Here is a 21,137-nt window from a genome sequence, read left to right as displayed (position 1 = left end):
TGGGAGTCTTGATGGAGTTCAACGAGGATGCGCTGCCGCTGACGCGTGCACAGCTGGACATCTGGCTCGCGCAGGAGACGGGTCACGCTGGTACCGACTGGCAGATCGGCATGCTACTGAGAGTCGAAGGCATGCTGGAACGCGACGCCTTCGAGTGGGCGCTGCAGCGCGCGATGCGCGAAGCCGAACCGGTCCGAGCGGCATTTTTCGAGGAGGACGGCCATGTCTTCCAGCGGGTGATCGACTACGACGAGATCGAGCTCAACTTCTGCGACCTCAGCGGTTCCAGCGATCCGGCCCACGCCGTGCACGAGATGGCACTGTCGATCCAGCGCACGCCTATGCCGTTCTCGGGGCCGCTGTTCAAATACGCGTTGTTCGAGACCGGGCCCGCGGAATTCTATATTTTCGGCTGCTTTCACCACATCGTCATCGATGGCGCCGGAATTTGGTTGCTGGTCAATCGCCTCGCATCGATTTACTCCGCGACCATTTCGGGCGATCTCGTCCCGCCCGCATTCTTCGGTTCACTACGGGAATTGCTGGAATGCGAATCGGAATACGAAGCGTCCGGCGACTTTTCGGACGATCAGGCGTACTGGACCGCGCACCTTCCCTCCGGCAACGGATCGGACAATCCACTGCCCGACGGCTCCGACGACGGGGGCTGGCGTTCACTGCCGGTTCCTCTGGACCCCGCCGTGCTTCGGCGGGTCGACGAACTGGCCCACGCATGGGACATCCCGCGCACTTCGATCGTCGCCGCGGCGACCGCACTGCTGGTGCGCGGGCGCAGTGCCGAGGGTTCAGAGGTGGTGTTCGACTTCCCCGTCAGCCGGCGGATCCGCCCGGAGCTGAAAACGCTGCCCGGAAATGCCGCCGGTTTGGTGCCGCTGGTGTTGAGCACCCCGGCCGAGACTTCGGTGCGCGATTTCTGCCAACACGTCGACACCCAGATCACCGAAGCCGTTCGGCATCAGCGGTATCCGGTGCACGCGCTCGAGCGCGGCACCCAGACCGCGGGCCGGATGGTCATCAACTTCTTCCCGGCCGCATTCAATTTGGATTTCGGCGGTGCCCCGGCTGAAGCCAACATGACCAACTCCGGTCTTGGCGCCAGCAGAGGATTCACCTTCTCGGGGCTCGGCGACGACCTCTCGCTGAGCACGCTGGGCCACTTGTTCGCCGATTGGGATGCCGCCGAGGTGACCAGACGCCTGCTTGAGGTGCTTGTCGCGATGACGGCGGATCCCACGCGGCGGTTGTCGTCGATCGATGTGCTTGATCGCGTGGAGCGGGATTCTCTTGGGGTGTGGGGCAATCGGGCTGTGCTTGTGGAACCGATGAGCGCGCCGGTCTCGATTCCGGCGTTGTTCGCTGAGCAGGTGGCGCGGGTGCCGGATGCGGTGGCGTTGAGTTGTGGTGAGCGGTCGTGGTCGTATCGCGCGTTGGATGAGGCGACGAATCGGTTGGCTCATGTCTTGGTTTCGCATGGTGCGGGTCCGGGTCAGCGGGTGGCGTTGTTGTTGCCGCGGTCGGATGAGGCGATCGCGGCGATCTTGGCGGTGCTGAAGACCGGTGCGACTTATGTTGCGATCGATCCGTCGGTGCCGGAGGCGCGGATGGAGTTCGTGCTCGACGACGCCGCGCCGGTCGCCGCGATCACCACAGCTGAGCTGCGTCCCTATCTCGGTGGACGGGATCTGCTGGTCGTCGACTTTCACGATGAGGTCGTCGATAGCCAGCCGAGTACGGCGCTGCCAGGGCCTGCGCCGGACGATATCGCGTACATCATCTACACGTCGGGCACCACCGGCACGCCCAAGGGTGTGGCTATTCCGCATCAGAACGTCACCCGTCTGCTGGCGGCGCTGGCCACCGATATGGAGCTGGCGGAACAGGTGTGGACGCAGTGCCATTCGCTGGCGTTCGACTTTTCGGTGTGGGAGATCTGGGGTGCTCTGTTGTATGGCGGCCGGGTGGTCGTCGTGCCTGATGCGGTTGTCCGCTCGGCAGAAGACTTCTACGCCTTGTTGGTTGCCGAGCGGGTCGACGTGTTGAGCCAAACCCCGTCGGCGTTCTACGCGCTGCAAAGTGTTGACGCGCCCATGGAGGCTTCGAAGCAGCTTGCGCTCAAGGCTGTGGTGTTCGGTGGGGAAGCCCTTGAACCACACCGTCTTCGGGCCTGGTTGCAGAATCATCCCGGCTCGCCGCGGATGATCAACATGTATGGCATCACCGAGACGACGGTGCACGCCTCGTTCCGCGAAGTCCTCCCTGCTGATACCGACAACGCGGTCAGCCCGATCGGGCGTCCGCTGGCCAATCTCGGTTTCTTTGTTCTCGACGGCTGGTTGCAGCCGGTCCCTGCGGGTGTGGTCGGCGAACTCTATGTGGCCGGCTCCGGATTGGCCTATGGCTACGTCGGCCGGGCGGGATTGTCTGGAACACGTTTCGTGGCATGCCCGTTCGGGGCGCAGGGATCGCGGATGTATCGCACCGGCGACCTGGTGCGCTGGAACGCCGACGGGCAGCTCGAGTACGTGGGGCGTGCTGACGAGCAGGTCAAGATCCGCGGCTATCGGATCGAGCTTGGCGAGATCCAGGCTGCGCTGAACGATGTCGATGGGGTCGAGCAGGCGGTCGTGATCGCCCGCGAGGACCGTGCCGGTGACAAGCGCCTGGTTGGCTACATCACCGGGTCTGCCGACCCGGTGAAAGTCCGTGCGGCTGTGGCAGAGCGGCTCCCGGCCTACATGGTTCCTGCCGCCGTCGTCGCGATCGACGCGTTACCGCTGACGGTCAACGGCAAGCTCGACACTAAAGCCCTACCGGCACCCGAGTATCAGGATGTCGAGTCCTATCGCGCCCCTGCCGATGCGGTAGAGGAGATCCTGGCCGGGATCTACGCCCAGGTTCTCGGACTCGATCGGGTCGGTGTGGACGAGTCGTTCTTCGAGCTGGGCGGCGACAGCATCCTGTCGATGCAGGTGGTCGCCCGCGCGCGGGCAGCGGGCGTGTTGTGCCGTCCGCGTGATGTTTTCGTCGAGCAGACCGTGGCGCGCCTGGCGCAGGTGGCCAAGGTGGTCGACGCCGACGGTGACTTGGCTGCAGACGGCGCCGGTCCGGTGACCGCTACGCCGATCATCCGCTGGCTCGAGAGCCTGGAAGCGGCAGGCAGCCCGGTTGCCCACTTCAATCAGACGGTGGTGGTCCAGGCTCCGGTCGGCACCACCGAGGCTGATGTGCTCGACATGCTGCAGCTTCTGCTGGATCGGCACGCCATGCTGCGGCTGCGGGTCAACCGTGACGATGACGGCCGCTGGTCGCTGGAGGTGCCCGGGGCATGTTCGGTGGACGCCCGTGGGCGCCTGCACACCGTCGATGTACTCACCGACGACGCCGTACTCCATGCCGGAACGCAGTTGAACCCGTCCGCCGGCGTCATGTTGAGCGCTGTGTGGGTGACCTCGACGAGTCGATTAGTGGCGATCATCCATCATCTGGCGATCGACGGGGTGTCGTGGCGAATCCTTTTGGAGGACCTCAACGTCGCATGGGCTCAGCACCGCGCCGGTGGACCGGTCGCCCTCCCCGAGCCGGGGACGTCATTCGCTCGATGGGCGTCGTTGCTCGATGAGCACGCGCATCGCGCCGATGTCGTGGCCGAGGCCGATAGCTGGCGGCAGATCGCCGCGACACCGTCCGCCTTGCCTGAAGCGGATCCCAACGCGGACACGTTGGTGACTGCAGGGAACCTGACGGCAGTTCTCGACATCGAGACCACTCAGACACTGCTCGGTGAGGTGCCCGCGGCGTTTCATGCCGGTGTGCACGAGGTCATGCTGATCGCATTCGCTTTGGCCGCAACAGAATTCTTGGGCACCTGCGGCACACCGATCGCCATTGATGTCGAGGGTCACGGGCGCGACGATGAAATGGTGGTCGACCCGGTCGAGCAGGTCGACCTGTCGCGCACGGTGGGCTGGTTCACTGCCAAATATCCCGTGTCCCTGGAAGTGAGCGGGCTGAGCTGGGCGCAGGTAGTCGCCGGCGACGCCAGGCTGGGCACGGTGGTCAAGGCCGCGAAAGAGCAGCTTCGCGCCCTGCCGGACGGGCTGAATTACGGTGCCCTGCGCTACCTGAATGCCGAGGTCGACCTAGACGGGTCCGATCCGGTGATCGGGTTCAACTACCTGGGTCGCCAGGGTGCGACATCCGCCGAGACATCCGGTGACGCATGGCAGATCTGCTGGGACGGTTTGGCGGACATCAGCCCGAGGGTGAAGCCGCCCATCCCGCTGGTGCACACCTTGGAGCTCAATGCCGGCACGGTGGACACCGACGCCGGGCCGTGCCTGTCCGCGACCTGGACGTGGGCGCCGTCTGCGCTGAATCAGGCGCAGGTCAACCGCTTGAGCCAGTTGTGGTTTGAGGCACTCACCGGCATCTGCGCACATGTGCAAGGCGGTGGCGGCGGGTTGACGCCGTCGGATATCGCGGCGAGCTTGACCCAGGAGCAGATCGACGAGCTTCAGCGGCAGTATGCAGATAGCTGATGTACTGCCTCTGACTCCTCTGCAGCAGGGGTTGTTGTTCCACGCCGGCGCGGCGCAAGGTGACGACGACGTCTATGCAGTACAGCTGTATGTCAGCTTGAGTGGTCCCCTGGATCCCGAGCGGTTACACGCGGCAGTGCAGGCAGTCGTGGCCCGTCATCCCAACGTGGCGGCACGGTTCTCCCAAAAGTACGACGAGCCGGTCCAGATCATCCTCGCCGAGCCGACGGTGCCCTGGCAGTACGTCGAGATGGATGCCGACGGCAGCGAGGAACAGATCGCGGAATTCTGCGCGTCCGAACGTATCGCGGTGTGCGAGTTTGGCAATCAGCCCGCGTTTCGTGCGGCGCTGATTCGCACGGGCGCCGACGAATATCGGTTCGTGCTGACCAACCACCACATCGTCTTGGACGGTTGGTCGTTACCGATCCTGCTGGGTGAGGTATTTGCGAGCTATTACGGCCGGCGCCTGCCGCCGGCGGCACCCTACCGGCGGTTTGTCACCTGGCTGACCGGCCGCGATCTCCATGCCGCGCGTGCGGCATGGGGTGAGGTGCTGGCCGGTTTCGATACCCCGACGCTCGTCAGGCCGGTGGGCCAGGAACCCTGCGGCCGCGACGTCGCGTCGTTTCAGCTGTCCGAGGACATCACGCGGGCAGTTGGCGAGTTGGCGCGCTCATGCCACACGACTGTCAGCACGGTATTGCAAGGCGCCTATGCCCGCGCATTGATGTCGCTGACTTCTCAGCGCGATGTCGCATTCGGCACCACCGTGTCCGGCCGGCCGGATGAGATGCTGGGCGCGAACTCCATGGTGGGGCTGCTGATCAACACCGTGCCGGTGCGGGCCGGCATCACGGCGGAGACCACCACAGCCGACCTACTGAACCAGCTGCAGAACGATCATGCTCAGACCCTGGACCATCAGCACTTGGCGCTCAACGAGATTCACCGTGCCACGGGGCAGGACCAGCTGTTCGACACGTTCTTCGTCTACGAGAACTATCCGATCGACGCCGCCAAGCTATCAGGCACCGACGGGCTGGCTGTAACCAACTTCGCCCACCACGAATACAACCACTACCCCCTCGCGATACAGGCGGTACCCGGCGACGAGCTGATGCTGCGCGTCGAGTTCGACACGGACGTATTCGACGCGGCCGATGTCGAAGCTCTCATCGAGCGACTCGAACGAGTGTTGGTCGCGATGACGGCGGATCCCACGCGGCGGTTGTCGTCGATCGATGTGCTTGATCGCGTGGAGCGGGATTCTCTTGGGGTGTGGGGCAATCGGGCTGTGCTTGTGGAACCGATGAGCGCGCCGGTCTCGATTCCGGCGTTGTTCGCTGAGCAGGTGGCGCGGGTGCCGGATGCGGTGGCGTTGAGTTGTGGTGAGCGGTCGTGGTCGTATCGCGCGTTGGATGAGGCGACGAATCGGTTGGCTCATGTCTTGGTTTCGCATGGTGCGGGTCCGGGTCAGCGGGTGGCGTTGTTGTTGCCGCGGTCGGATGAGGCGATCGCGGCGATCTTGGCGGTGCTGAAGACCGGTGCGACTTATGTTGCGATCGATCCGTCGGTGCCGGAGGCGCGGATGGAGTTCGTGCTCGACGACGCCGCGCCGGTCGCCGCGATCACCACAGCTGAGCTGCGTCCCTATCTCGGTGGACGGGATCTGCTGGTCGTCGACTTTCACGATGAGGTCGTCGATAGCCAGCCGAGTACGGCGCTGCCAGGGCCTGCGCCGGACGATATCGCGTACATCATCTACACGTCGGGCACCACCGGCACGCCCAAGGGTGTGGCTATTCCGCATCAGAACGTCACCCGTCTGCTGGCGGCGCTGGCCACCGATATGGAGCTGGCGGAACAGGTGTGGACGCAGTGCCATTCGCTGGCGTTCGACTTTTCGGTGTGGGAGATCTGGGGTGCTCTGTTGTATGGCGGCCGGGTGGTCGTCGTGCCTGATGCGGTTGTCCGCTCGGCAGAAGACTTCTACGCCTTGTTGGTTGCCGAGCGGGTCGACGTGTTGAGCCAAACCCCGTCGGCGTTCTACGCGCTGCAAAGTGTTGACGCGCCCATGGAGGCTTCGAAGCAGCTTGCGCTCAAGGCTGTGGTGTTCGGTGGGGAAGCCCTTGAACCACACCGTCTTCGGGCCTGGTTGCAGAATCATCCCGGCTCGCCGCGGATGATCAACATGTATGGCATCACCGAGACGACGGTGCACGCCTCGTTCCGCGAAGTCCTCCCTGCTGATACCGACAACGCGGTCAGCCCGATCGGGCGTCCGCTGGCCAATCTCGGTTTCTTTGTTCTCGACGGCTGGTTGCAGCCGGTCCCTGCGGGTGTGGTCGGCGAACTCTATGTGGCCGGCTCCGGATTGGCCTATGGCTACGTCGGCCGGGCGGGATTGTCTGGAACACGTTTCGTGGCATGCCCGTTCGGGGCGCAGGGATCGCGGATGTATCGCACCGGCGACCTGGTGCGCTGGAACGCCGACGGGCAGCTCGAGTACGTGGGGCGTGCTGACGAGCAGGTCAAGATCCGCGGCTATCGGATCGAGCTTGGCGAGATCCAGGCTGCGCTGAACGATGTCGATGGGGTCGAGCAGGCGGTCGTGATCGCCCGCGAGGACCGTGCCGGTGACAAGCGCCTGGTTGGCTACATCACCGGGTCTGCCGACCCGGTGAAAGTCCGTGCGGCTGTGGCAGAGCGGCTCCCGGCCTACATGGTTCCTGCCGCCGTCGTCGCGATCGACGCGTTACCGCTGACGGTCAACGGCAAGCTCGACACTAAAGCCCTACCGGCACCCGAGTTCTCCGACGCCACCCATTACCGTCCGCCGTCGACCGTGGTGGAGGAGGTGCTCGCCGACATCTACGCCAAGGTTCTGGGTGTGGAGCGCGTCAGCGTGGACGATCCGTTCTTTAATTTGGGCGGGGACTCGCTGTCCGCGATGCGACTGATCGCCGCGGTCAATACCGGCTTGAAGACTCGGCTTTCGGTGCGGGCGCTGTTCGAAGCGCCCACGGTCGCGCGGTTGGCGGTACTCATCGGTGGGGACGAGGCTCGGCCGGAGCCGGCTGTCGCCGAGTCGCCCGCTCCGACACCCGTCGTCGCCAAGAGCAGCTCGACGGGGTCCAACGACGCCATGCGGATCGCTGACGTTCTGCCACTGACTCCGTTGCAACAGGGATTGTTGTTCCACGCGAGTGCGGCGCTGGGTGGCGACGATGTCTACGCGGTTCAGCTGTACGTGAACGTGACCGGTCCGCTCGATCCGGACCGGCTGAACGCGGCGGTACAGGCGGTGGTGGGCCGTCACCCCAACCTCGCGGCCCGGTTCTCTCAACGGTTCGACGAACCGGTACAGGTCATTCCTGCCGAGCCTGCGGTGCCCTGGCAGTACTTCGAGTTGGATGGGGCCGACGGCGAGGCCCTGATCGCGCAGGTTTGCGCAGCCGAACGTATCGCGGTGTGCGAGTTGGGCAATCAGCCGGCGTTGCGGGCCGCGCTGATCCGTACCGCACCCGATCGGTACCGGTTCGTGTTGACCAACCACCACATCGTGCTGGACGGCTGGTCGCTACCGATCCTGCTGAGCGAGGTGTTTGCGAGCTATTGCGGGCGACGGCTCCGTCCGGCCGCGCCGTATCGACGATTCGTCACTTGGTTGACCAATCGCGATCTTGATGCTGCTCGCACCGCCTGGCGTCGGGTGCTGGCAGGGTTCGACACTCCGACGCTGCTGGGTGCTGCAGGCCGGGCCAGTCTGGGACGGCGCGAGGTTGTCTGCTCGACGGCGTCCGAGCAGATCACGCGGGCCGTCGGTGAGTTGGCCCGCTCCTGTCAGACCACGGTCAGCACGGTGTTGCAGGGCGCTTTCGCGCGGGTGTTGATGTCGCTGACCGGACAGCGTGATGTCGCATTCGGGACCTCGGTGTCGGGGCGGTCCGATGAGGTGTTGGGCGCGGACCTGATGGTGGGCTTGCTGACCAATACCGTGCCGGTGCGGGTCAGGATTGCGACGTCGACCACTACCTCGGATCTGCTCGATCAGTTGCAGAATGATCACGCTCAGACGCTGGACCATCAGCACTTGTCGCTCAGTGAGATTCATCGCGTGACGGGTCAGGACCACCTTTTCGACACGTTCTTCGTCTACGAGAACTATCCAATCGCTGTCGCGGAACTGTCGGGCGATGCCAGTTTGGAGGTAACGGACTTCGCGCACCGCGAGTACAACCATTACCCCATCGCGATGCAGGCCCTGCCGGGCGACGAGCTGACCCTGCGCGTCGAGTACGACGCCGACTTGTTCGACGCGGCCGATGTGCAAGCACTGATCGAGCGGTTCAAGCGCGTACTCGCGGCCATGACCGCCGACCCAGCCCAGCCGCTCTCCACGATCGACATACTGGGCGACGTCGAACACGTCGACGTGGATCGGTGGAGCAACCGCGCCGCACTGAGAAAAACAGCTCAGCCGCTGAATACGATCCCCGCCTTGTTCGCCGCGCAGGTGGCACGCGCCCCGGAGACCGGGGCGCTCACATGGGGCGAGCGCACCTGGACCTACCGCGAGCTCGATGAGATAACCAACCGATTCGCACACTTCTTGGCAGGCAAGGGGATTGGCCCGGGACAGCGCGTGGCGCTGGTGTTGCAGCGTTCGGCTGATGCGATCGTGTCGATTTTGGCGGTGCTCAAGACCGGCGCGGCCTATGTGCCGATCGATCCGGCCGCCCCGTCGGCGCGTATGCAGCTTGTGTTGGGAGACGCCGCTCCGGTGGCCATAATCGCCGCCCCCGAGTCCGCCGAACGGCTGTCTGGGCAGAACCAGCGAATCATCGACCCGAATGACCCCGCCGTCGCAAGCCAGCCGAACACCGCGCCGCAAGGACCGGCTCCCGACGACATCGCTTACCTGATCTACACATCGGGCACTACCGGGATCCCCAAAGGTGTCGCCATCACCCACCAGAATGTGACCCAGCTGCTCGCCGCTATGGACGCCAAGATCGCTATGGCTGAGCAGGTGTGGTCGTTGTGGCATTCGCTGGCATTCGATGTCTCGGTCTGCGAGATGTGGGGCGCGCTACTGTACGGCGGACGGCTGGTGGTGGTACCCGAGTCGGTTGCCCGCGCGCCGGAAGAATTCCACGCGCTTTTGGCCGCAGAACAGGTCACCGTCCTGTCCCAGACACCGTCTGCGTTCTATGCGCTGCAGACCGCCGACGCGATTCAACCCGAGCTCGGACGTCAGCTGAAGCTGCAGGCGGTGATCTTCGCCGGTGAAGCGCTTGAACCACGACGGCTTCGCGCCTGGATAGACCGTCACCAGGGCACACCGCGTCTGCTGAATATGTACGGCACCACCGAGACGACGGTGCACGCGTCGTTCCGGGAGATTGTCGACGGGGATGCCGATTCCGATGTCAGCCCGGTTGGTGGCCCGTTGTCGGACCTGGCGTTTTTCGTGCTCGACCAGTGGATGCGTCCGGTTCCAGCTGGTGTCGTCGGCGACCTGTATGTAGCTGGGCCGCAAGCTGCTTTGGGATATTGGCGACGCCCAGGGTTGTCGTCGTCGCGCTTCGTCGCTTGTCCGTTCGGCGCACCCGGCGATCGGATGTATCGCACCGGGGATCTGGTCCGGTGGGGCACTGACGGCGAGCTGCGGTACGTCGGGCGCGCCGACGAGCAGGTTAAGATTCGCGGGTACCGCATCGAACTCGGCGAGGTTCGTGCGGTGCTCGCCGAGGTAGATGGAGTTGCGCAGGCGGCCGTGATGGTCCGCGAGGACCGCCCCGGCGACAAGCGTCTGGTGGGTTACGTCATCGGTTCGGTCGATCCCGCCAGGGTGCGGGCCGCGATGGCAGAACGCCTGCCAGGATATATGGTTCCGGCTGCGATCATGATCGTCGACACACTGCCGATGACTGTCAACGGCAAGCTCGACCGACGGGCCCTTCCTTCACCGGAATTCGCGGACACCGACTCTTACCGTCCGCCGGCCACCGCGATGGAGGAGATCCTGGTCGGGATCTACGCCAGGCTTCTGGGGTTGAGCCGCGTCGGCGTGGACGACTCGTTCTTTGACCTCGGTGGGGATTCGCTGTCGGCGATGCGCCTGATCGCCGCTGTCAATACCGGCCTGAACACTCATCTTTCGGTTCGGACGTTGTTCGAGGCGCCCGCGGTCGCCCAGTTGGCGCCACGCATCGGCGGGGACGACGATCGGCTGAAGCCGTTGGGCGCTATGGCGCGGCCTTCGGTGATCCCGTTGTCGTTCTCGCAGAACCGGTTGTGGTTCCTTGACCAGTTGCAGGGGCCTTCTCCGACCTACAACATGGCGGTCGGCCTACGGTTGGACGGACCGCTCAATGCCGATGCGCTGGGAGCTGCGCTGGCCGACGTCGTGGGACGCCACGAGAGCCTGCGCACGAAGTTTGTCGCGCCGGAGGGCATACCTCAGCAGCTGGTGGTGCCGGCCGAGCAGGCAGACTTCGGTTGGGACGTGGTTGATGCGGGCGGCTGGTCTCAAGCTCAGCTGGATGAAGCTGTCAGTGCGGTCGCCCTGCACTCGTTCGATCTGGCTGCCGAGATCCCCATGCAGGCGCGACTGTTCCGCGTCAGCGACATCGAGCATGTGGTCGTGGCGGTCGTACACCACATCGCTGCCGACGGTCTCTCGATGGGACCGTTTGTGAATGACTTGGGCGTAGCCTACGTCTGCCGATCCGCTGGGCTGGACCCGGTCTGGGTCGAATTGCCAGTCCAATATGTCGATTACACCTTGTGGCAGCGCGCGCATTTCGGAGACCTGGACGACGACAATAGCCTCATCGCCGAACAGCTGGGGTACTGGCAGGACGCGCTGGCAGGCATGCCCGAGCGGCTGCAGTTGCCGACCGACCGGCCCTATCCGCCGGTGGCCGATCAACGAGGCGCCACGATCGGATGGGAGTGGCCCGTCGAGCTGCAGCAGCGGATCGCTGCGGTGGCCCGCGAGCACAACGCGACCAGCTTCATGCTAGTACAGGCTGCGCTGGCTTTGCTGCTGGGCAAGGTGAGCTCGAGTTCCGATGTGGCGGTGGGATTCCCGATCGGCGGGCGCAGCGACCCCGCACTCGACGCACTGGTGGGATTCTTCGTCAATACATTGGTGTTGCGCGTCGACGTCGGCGGTGACCCCACGGTTGCCGACCTCCTGGCGCAGGTGCGGACCCGCAGCCTGGCTGCCTACGAGCACCAAGATGTACCTTTCGAGGCCGTCGTCGAACGGATCAACCCGACTCGGTCGCTCAACCACCATCCCCTGGTCCAGGTAATGCTGGCCTGGCAAAACCTGCCTGGGGAAGCCAGCGAAGACATTGCGCTCGCATTGGGGGAGCTCCAGGTCACGCAGCTGCCGCTCGACACGCACACCGCACGGATTGATCTCGCCTTCTCATTGACCGAACGCTGGACCCACACTGGTGAGCCGACCGGGATCGTTGGCATGGTGGAATTCCGCACCGATGTCTTCGATGCGACGAGCATCGAGACACTGGTTGTGCGGCTGGAGCGGGTGTTGGTGGCGATGACCGCCGACCCGACCCGGCGGGTCTCATCAATCGATGTGCTTGACTCCGCCGAGCGTACGCGTCTTGACGAGGTGGGCAATCGCGCGGTGCTGACTGCGCGTGCGGTCGAGGCGGTATCGGTTCCAGAGTTGTTCGCCGCGCAGGTCGCTCGCGCCCCGGAGGCTGTTGCGCTGACATCCGGCGATCTGTCGATGACCTATCGGGAACTCGAGGATTCGGCAAACCGGTGGGCGCACCGGCTTTCTGGCGCAGGTGTCGGTGCCGGCGACTGCGTGGCGTTGATGCTGGAGCGCTCGGCGGATGCCGTCGTCGTCATGCTGGCTGCGCTCAAGGTAGGCGCCGCCTACCTGGCGATCGATCCCGGGCTGCCGGAAGCGCGTACCGATTTCATGCTCACTGATGCCCAACCGGTCGCCGCCGTCACGACCGCCGGATTGCGGTCGCGGCTGCATGGCCACGGTCTGGTGGTCGTCGATATCGATGACCCGGGCGTCGTGCACCAGCCGAGCACCCCGCCACCGGCGCCGTCCCCGGACGATATTGCCTATCTCATCTACACGTCGGGCACGACGGGTACGCCCAAAGGCGTTGCGCTGTCGCACCGCAACCTCGGTCATTTGGCAGCAGCGGCGCACCCGGATCTGCCTGCCGACCAGGTGTGGACGCAATGTCATTCCTATGCCTTCGACTTCTCGGTGTGGGAGATCTGGGCTGCGCTTCTCGGCGGCGGGCGGCTAGTGGTGGTGCCCGAAGCGGTAGTCCGGTCACCGGACGAGTTCCACGCCCTGCTGGTCCGGGAGCATGTCAACGTCCTCACTCAAACACCTTCTGCGGTGGCCGCTTTGAATCCGAAGGGACTGGAGTCGGTAGCAGTGCTGCTCGGCGGCGAGGCCTGTCCGCCCGATGTGGTCGATCAGTGGGCGCCCGGCCGGGTGGTCGTCAACGCCTACGGGCCCACAGAGATCACCGTGTACGCAACCATGAGTAGACCCCTGACGGTGGGTGCCGAGGTGCCGATCGGCGCGCCGCCGCCGACCGTCGCTTTGTTCGTCCTCGACGAGCGATTGCAGCCGGTACCGGAGGGAGTCATCGGTGAGCTGTACGTGGCGGGCAGCGGCGTCGGTGTCGGCTATATCGGCCGGACCGGGTTGACGGCTTCACGTTTCGTCCCATGCCCATTCGGTGGACCCGGCACACGCATGTATCGCACCGGCGACCTGGTGAGGTGGCGTACCGACGGGCAGCTGCAATATCTCGGCCGCGCGGACGAGCAGGTCAAGATCCGCGGGTATCGCATTGAACTCGGCGAGATCCAAGCGGTTCTGGCGGGTTTGGACGGGGTCGAGCAAGCGGTGGTGATCGCCCGCGAAGATCGCCCGGGAGATCCGCGTCTGGTGGGCTATTTCACCGGTACAGCCGATCCGGTCAAACTTCGTATTGCGCTCGCCGAACGGCTACCGGCTTACATGGTTCCGGCGGCGGTGCTGAAACTGTCCGCACTTCCGCTGACCGTCAGCGGCAAGCTGGACCGCCGGGCGCTACCGGCGCCGGACTACTTGGACACCGAAAATTACCGAGCCCCAAGCACTCCCACCGAGGAGATTCTGGCGGGCATCTTCGCTCAGGTGCTGGGTACTGAGCGCGTCGGCGTTGACGACTCTTTCTTCGACCTGGGTGGCGATTCGCTGTCGGCGATGCGCCTGATCGCGGCCGTCAACAACAGCCTGGGTTCTGTACTCGCAGTGAGGGTGCTGTTCGAGTCGCCCACCGTTGCACAGTTGGCACCTCGCATCTCCGGGGACGAAACCCGTTCCGAGCCATTGGTGGCTGGCCCGAGGCCCGACGTCGTGCCGCTGTCCTTCGCCCAGAACCGTTTGTGGATCGTCGACCAGCTTCAAGGGCCGTCCCCGATCTACAACCTGCCGGTGTCGCTGCGACTCCACGGACAACTGGACGCTGACGCCCTCTGCGCGGCCTTGGCCGATGTGGTCGACCATCAGGAGAGCCTGCGAACACGTTTCCCGGCGGTTGACGGCGTACCGCAACAACTCATCGTGCCCACCGAGGCTGCCGATTTCGGCTGGGCCGTGATTGATGCCACCGACTGGTCGGAGAACGAGCTCGCCGACGCGATCGATGCGACGACGCGCTACACCTTCGACCTGTCAAGCGAAATTCCCATGCAGGCCAGGCTTTTCCGCGTTGCCGGCGATGAGCACGTGCTTGTGGCCGTCGTGCACCACATCGCCGCGGACGGCTGGTCCATCGCACCGCTGGTGCGGGATCTGGGCGTTGCCTATGCCAGCCGGTCGGCCGATGAAGCTCCCGGCTGGGCTGACCTTGCGGTGCAGTACGTCGACTTCACGCTGTGGCAGCGGTCGCAACTGGGCGATCTGGACGATATCGACAGCCGCATCTCAGCGGAACTGGCTTATTGGGAAGTGGCCCTGGCGGGGATGCCCGAGCAGGTACAGTTGCCCACCGATCGCCCCTACCCGTTGGTAGCCGACTACCGCGGCGCCCGAGTCGATGTGGAGTGGCCGGCCGAACTACAGCAGCAAGTGGGCCGAGTGGCTCGCGAAAACAACGCGACGCCCTTCATGGTGATTCAGACCGCTCTCGCGGTGCTGCTGTCCAATCTCTCCGCGAACAATGATGTAGCGGTGGGCTTCCCGATCGCCGGACGCGGGGACACCGCACTTGATGAGCTGGTCGGGTTCTTTGTCAATACCTTGGTATTGCGTGTCGACCTGTCTGGAAACCCCTCGTTCGCCGAACTCCTGGCCCAGGTGCGCCGGCGCAGTCTGGCCGCCTACGAGCATCAGGATGTGCCGTTCGAGGTACTGGTCGAGCGGCTCAAGCCGACCCGCAGCATGGCGCATCACCCGCTGGTGCAGGTGGTGTTGGCCTGGCAGAACTTTGGCTGGCAGGCCGGCGACGCCGCCGGGTTGTCGTTGGGTGAGTTGCACGTCGAACCGATGGCGGTGGACACCAAGACCGCGCGCATGGACCTCACCTTCAATCTGGCGGAGCGCTGGACCGACGACGGCGAACCCGCCGGCATCGGTGGCGCCGTCGAATTCCGCACTGACGTATTCGACGCTGTCAGGATCGAGAACCTGGTAGATCGGCTGCAGAGGGTGCTGGCCGAGATGACCGGCGATCCGGCACAGCAGATGTCGGCGCTTGATGTTCTTGATCCCGCTGAGCGCGCGCACCTCGACCAGATCGGCAACCGCGCGGTCCTGAGCCAGTCGGTGAGCACCCCGGACACGATCGCATCGTTGTTCGCCGCACAGGCGGCGCGCACGCCGGATGCGTTGGCGGTCAGCTTCGAAGGCGTGTCGATGACGTACCGCGAGCTCGACGAGGCGACCGATCGAGCGGCGCGCGTGTTGGCCGGCCGAGGAGCCGGGCCGGGACAACGCGTGGCGCTGTTGCTGCCGCGGTCGGCTGATGCGATCGTCGCGATGGTGGCAGTGGTGAAGACCGGCGCCACGTATGTGCCGATCGACCCGTCGGTACCCGACGTGCGGCGCCAGTTCGTGCTCAGCGATGCCAAGCCGGTCGCAGCAGTCACCACCACTGCGCTCGCTGAACTGCTTGACGGACAAGCTCTTTCGGTGATCGACACGAACGATCTGTTTCACGGGGCGGCCGATCCCGGTGCCGTAGTAGCCCAGGCGCATCCCGACGATGTTGCTTACATCATCTACACCTCGGGAACTACGGGAACTCCCAAGGGCGTGGCGATTCCGCACCGAAACGTTATCCGTCTGCTGCAGACGTTGGACGCCGATATGGACATGACCGGGCTAGCCTGGTCGCAGTGCCATTCCCTGGCGTTCGACTTCTCGGTGTGGGAGATCTGGGGCGCGCTGCTCTACGGCGGCCGCGTGGTCGTGGTACCCGACGCGGTGGTGCGCTCGCCGGAAGACCTGCATGCCCTGCTGGTTTCGGAGCAGGTCGGTGTTTTGAGTCAAACCCCGTCAGCGTTCTACGCACTGCAGACCGCCGACGCGGCGAATCCCGAGCTCGGCTCCCAGCTGAAGCTCGAGACCGTGGTGTTCGGCGGGGAAGCGCTTGAACCACAGAAGATGCGGGCGTGGCTGGAGAATCATCCACCCGGCACGCCGCGGCTGATCAACATGTACGGCATCACGGAGACGACCGTGCATGCTTCCTTCCGGGAGATTGTCGCCGGCGATGCGGACAGCGCCGTCAGCCCCATCGGTGTGCCGCTGGGCCATCTCGGCTTCTTCGTCCTCGACACCCTGCTGCGGCCGGTGCCGGCCGGCGTAGTCGGTGAGCTGTACGTCGCCGGCGCTGGCGTCGCCGATGGATACATCGGCCGGCCCGGGTTGTCGTCGACCCGGTTTGTGGCCTGCCCGTTCGGGGAGCCGGGGGCGCGCATGTATCGGACCGGCGACCTGATGGCGTGGGGTGCTGATGGCGAGCTTCGGTACATGGGGCGTTCCGACGAGCAGGTCAAGATTCGCGGGTACCGGATCGAACTCGGCGAGATCCAGTCCGCGCTCAATGAATTGGACGGTGTCGTGCAGGCCGTGGTGATCGCCCGCGAGGACCGCCCCGGAGATAAGCGTTTGGTCGGCTACGTCACCGGCGAGGTCGACCCGGCCGCCGTGCGTGCCGCACTCGGTGAGCGGTTGCCGTCGTACATGGTTCCCTCGGTCGTGGTGGCCATTGACGCGCTACCACTCACGGTTAACGGCAAGCTCGACACCAAGGCTCTGCCGGCGCCGGACTATCAGGACGTCAATTCCTACCGTGCTCCCTCTGATGCGATGGAAGAGGTTCTGGCTGGTATCTATGCGCAGGTTCTCGGGCTGGAACGGGTCGGCGTTGACGAATCGTTCTTCGAACTCGGCGGCGACAGCATCTTGTCGATGCAGGTGGTCGCGCGGGCGCGCGCGGCTGGAGTGCTCTGCCGGCCGCGTGACATCTTCGTCGAACAGACGGTGGCTGGGCTGGCCCGGGTCGCGACCCTCGCCGACGGCGACACCGATGTGATCGACGAGGGCGTCGGCCCGTTGCTCGCGACGCCGATCATCCAGTGGCTGCACGACGTTCAGGGTCCGGTCGATCAGTTCAACCAGACCGTGTTGATCCAGGCGCCGGTCGGTGTCACCGAGGACGACGTGCTGGTGGTGCTGCAAGCCGTACTGGACCGGCATGCGATGCTGCGGATGCGGGTCGACGACGACGGCGTCGGCGGCTGGTCGCTGATCGTGCCTGAGCCCGGATCTGTGAACGCTCGCACTTGCCTGCACACGGTCGACGTGCTGTCAGACGAGGCCGTCACCAAGGCCCGATCGCGGCTGAATCCGGCGACCGGGGCAATGGTCAGTGCGCTGTGGGCGGTCCCTACGGGTCAGCTGCTGATGATCGCCCACCACCTGGCGGTCGATGGCGTCTCGTGGCGAATCCTGTTGGAGGACTTCAACCTCGCCTGGGCGCAAATTCACGGCGGTCAGCCCGTCGAGCTGCACACCCCCCGGACATCGTTCGCTCGGTGGGCGTCGATCCTGACCGAGCGCGCATACCACCCCGAGGTTGTGGACCAGGTTCAGCGCTGGCGGGACATCGCGGCGATACCCCCGCCACTGCCGGCGGTCCAGCCTGTGGTCGACACCTATGCCAACGCCGGCAGCCTGTCGGTGGAACTAGACAGCGAGACCACCAGAATGCTGCTCGGCGAAGTTCCTGCCGCGTTCCATGCCGGGGTCAATGACATCCTGCTGATCGCGTACGGGTTGGCGTTGACCGAATTTCTAGGCATCGCAGGCGCACCGGTAGTCATTGACGCCGAGGGGCACGGACGCCAAGAAGAGGTGGCTGACGTAGACCTTTCGCGCACGGTTGGGTGGTTCACCACCAAGTACCCAATATCGCTCGCGGTCGGGGGACTGGACTGGGGCCAGGTGCTCGCCGGCGATGCGGAGCTCGGCCCGATCATCAAGGACGCCAAGGAGCAGCTCCGCGCGCTGCCCGAGGGGTTGACCTATGGACTGCTGCGCTACCTCAACAATGATGTGGACCTGGGCGGAGCTGACCCGACGATAGGGTTCAACTACCTAGGCCGGATGAGCGGCGGTGGCGGCCAGGTATCCGGCGACTTCTGGGAGATCCGAGCGGACGGCTGGAAGGTGATTGGTGCTGCCTCCGCCGTCCCGATGCCGCTGATGCATACCGTCGAGCTCAACGCCGGCACCGTGGAAACCGTTGACGGCCCGCGCCTTCGGGCCGGCTGGACCTGGGCGCTATCGGCTCTGGACCATGCACAGGTCTCCCGCCTGTCCGAGCTTTGGTTCGACGCCTTGGCCGGTATCTGCGCGCATGTGCATGGCGGCGGTGGGGGACTGACGCCCTCGGACATCGCTCCTGCGCGACTGACTCAGCAGCAGATCGACGATCTGTGTCAGGAACATGAAGTCGCCGATGTCCTGCCGCTGACACCGCTCCAGCAGGGATTGTTGTTCCACGCCAGCGTCGCTCACAGTTCAGGCGACGACGTGTACGCCGTGCAGATGAGCGTCACGCTGAACGGTCGGCTCGATCGGTACCGGCTGCAGGAAGCGGTGCAGGCAGCGGTACAGCGACATCCGAACCTGGCGGCACGGTTCTGCGAACCCGGCGGGCAGGAGCCGGTCCAGGTGATCCCCGCCAATCCGGTGGTGCCGTGGCAGTACGTCGACGTCAGTCGTGAGACCGAGGACCGCGATAGGAAGATCGCGCAGCTCAGCGCCGCGGAGCGCGCCGCGGTCTGTGATCTGGCTGCGCAGAGCGCTTTCCGGGCGGCGTTGATCCGTGTTGCCCCCGATCAGCACCGGCTCGTGCTGACCAATCACCACATCCTCCTCGACGGTTGGTCGACGACTGTCCTGCTGCAGGAAGTGTTCGCCGGCTATTACGGGCAGCGCCTGCCGGCGGCCGTGCCGTACCGCAGGTTCATCACCTGGCTGGCCGATCGTGATCTGCCGGCCGCTCGTTCAGCGTGGCGAGAGGTGCTTGACGGTTTTGGCACCCCGACGTTGGTCGGCCCACCAGACGTGGGAGTTGGGCCCCGAAGCGTGATCTCGCTTCGGGTTTCGGAGGAGATGACACAGGCATTGAACGAGCTGGCCCGTTCGCGCCACACCACCGTCAGCACTGTATTGCAGGCTGCCTGGACGCAGCTACTCATTGCAATGACGGGTCAGCGTGACGTCGCCTTCGGCGTCGTGGTTGCGGGGCGGCAACCCGAGATCACCGGCGCGGACTCGATGGTGGGTCTGCTGATCAACACGGTACCGATGCGCGTGAGGATTGCGGCCGAGACCACCGTTGCCGGGCTGCTCGACCAACTGCAGGACAGTCGAAGCCGCACACTCGACCATGAGTTCCTGGGGCTCAATGAGATTCATCGAATCGCCGGTCAGTCAAAATTGTTCGACACCGTTTTTGTGTTTGAGAACTATCCCGCCGAGACGTCGATGTTGTCGGGAGCGGACGGGTTGAATGTCACCGACGTCGACAGCCGTGACTACTACCACTACCCACTCACGGTACAAGCGGTGCCAGGCACTGAGCTGGAGCTGCGAATCCAGTATCGGGCAGATATCTTCGGCGACAACAGTATTCAGCGCCTGATCGAACAATTGAACCGGTCGTTGGCGTCGCTGGTTGCAGATGTCGGCCAGCCCCTCGCTCCGTTGGAGCTTCGGGATCACCAGCCGCTGCGGACTGCGCCAAAGATCGAGCACCGGGGCTACAGCGCACCGGTAACCGACGTCGAAAAGACCCTGTGCAGTATCTACGCCCGCGTGTTGGGTGTGGATATTGTCGGGATTGACGACTCGTTCTTCGATCTGGGTGGGGATTCACTGTCGGCGATGCAGACGGTCGCCGCCGTCAACACCGCCTTCGATTCGCGGGTGACACTGCCAGCCTTTCTCGCCACACCTACAGTCCGAGAGTTGGGCAAGCAGATCGCTGCCCGCTAGCCCCGCGAGGTTTGATTACCTGCGGAGTACCAGCGGGAGACGTCGTAGCCCGCATCGTAGCGGGCAAGCCATTGCGCTGCCAGCGGGGGTAGTTTCTGTTTGGCGGGATTGTGACCGGGAAGCTGACTCCGCAAGACTCCGTAGGCCACGGCCACCTGCTCACGAATCGGGATGTGGGAATAGAGTCGATATGTCGGTCCGAGCTCGGACGGCGCAAATGGCCGGTACTTCTGAAGGGACGGAACCCATTTGGTGAGTGCGGCTTTCCACAACTCGCTGCCGAATATCGACATCGCGTCTACTTTTCGCTCCTCGAGCGGGATGCGGCTGTTGAAGCTGTCGGCGGCTTTCACCAATACCGCTTGGCCGTGCCCGAAGACCCGCGGCGCAATCCGCATGCGATACCAGGGGTCTCCGACAACGGCGTCATAGATGATCAGCGCTGAGCTGCGGTGCTCGATTTCTTCCACGAAGTGCCAGAGAAACAATGAGGCCACGCGATCGTCGCCGGGTGCGAACAAGGTGTCGGCGTTGTTCAGCATCATTGTGAACGTCGGTGTGAAGGTTGCTTCCAGGTCGGCGATGTACGCCAATCGATATTTCACCGAGGTCGTGGCGGTGAGATCGTCATAGACCGCCATGATTTCATCGAGGGTCTCCCGTAGGGCGGGGTAAGCCTTGATGAGGGCTTTCGCGTGCTGGCGATGTGCCATGCTGTGCTGGCCTTCTTGGCGGACGAACGCCAGAGCCTCGTCGGCGATTTCGGGGTCGGTGATCGTGGGCAACGCCTCATGGACCGTTGCGTTGATCATTTTCTCGATTGCCAGAAACAGGAACGACAGCACGTTGGCTGCCAGGGAGAACGCCGGATCGGAAGGATTCCAGTTGAAGGGAACCGGATAATCGGCGAACGCGAATCGGATCTTTCGCACCTGCAGATCGGTCACCTGAATCGCACCTTGTCTCCTCGAGCTTGCTGATGCCAATGACGA

At 64.5% G+C, this 21,137-nt stretch carries 3 protein-coding genes; 2 read left to right on the top strand and 1 reads right to left on the bottom strand.

Annotated elements, in window-relative coordinates; all coding sequences use genetic code 11:
- Positions 1–11: 11 nt before the first annotated feature.
- Positions 12–4,559 (top strand): non-ribosomal peptide synthetase, encoded by a 4,548-nt coding sequence (locus tag BST42_RS23445; RefSeq protein ID WP_083121726.1) that lies wholly within the window; start codon positions 12–14, stop codon positions 4,557–4,559.
- Entirely contained in the window at positions 4,546–20,145 is a 15,600-nt protein-coding gene (locus BST42_RS23440; protein WP_165760910.1) for a non-ribosomal peptide synthetase, read from the top strand. Before BST42_RS23445 ends, BST42_RS23440 begins: the two co-directional genes overlap by 14 nt.
- On the opposite strand, the gene BST42_RS23435 is transcribed toward BST42_RS23440, so the two are convergent.
- Positions 20,142–21,092 carry a metal-dependent hydrolase gene (locus BST42_RS23435; protein WP_083121725.1) on the bottom strand — a complete coding sequence of 317 codons (951 nt, stop codon included), beginning with the start codon at positions 21,090–21,092 and terminating at the stop codon, positions 20,142–20,144. The two genes, BST42_RS23440 and BST42_RS23435, sit on opposite strands and share 4 nt — an antisense overlap.
- Between the last annotated feature and the right edge of the window lie 45 nt (positions 21,093–21,137).

Source organism: Mycolicibacterium rhodesiae (genome assembly GCF_002086695.1).
Lineage (GTDB): Bacteria > Actinomycetota > Actinomycetes > Mycobacteriales > Mycobacteriaceae > Mycobacterium > Mycobacterium rhodesiae.
Note: the sequence above shows the minus strand (reverse complement) of the source record. Positions and strands in the feature narration are given on the sequence as shown.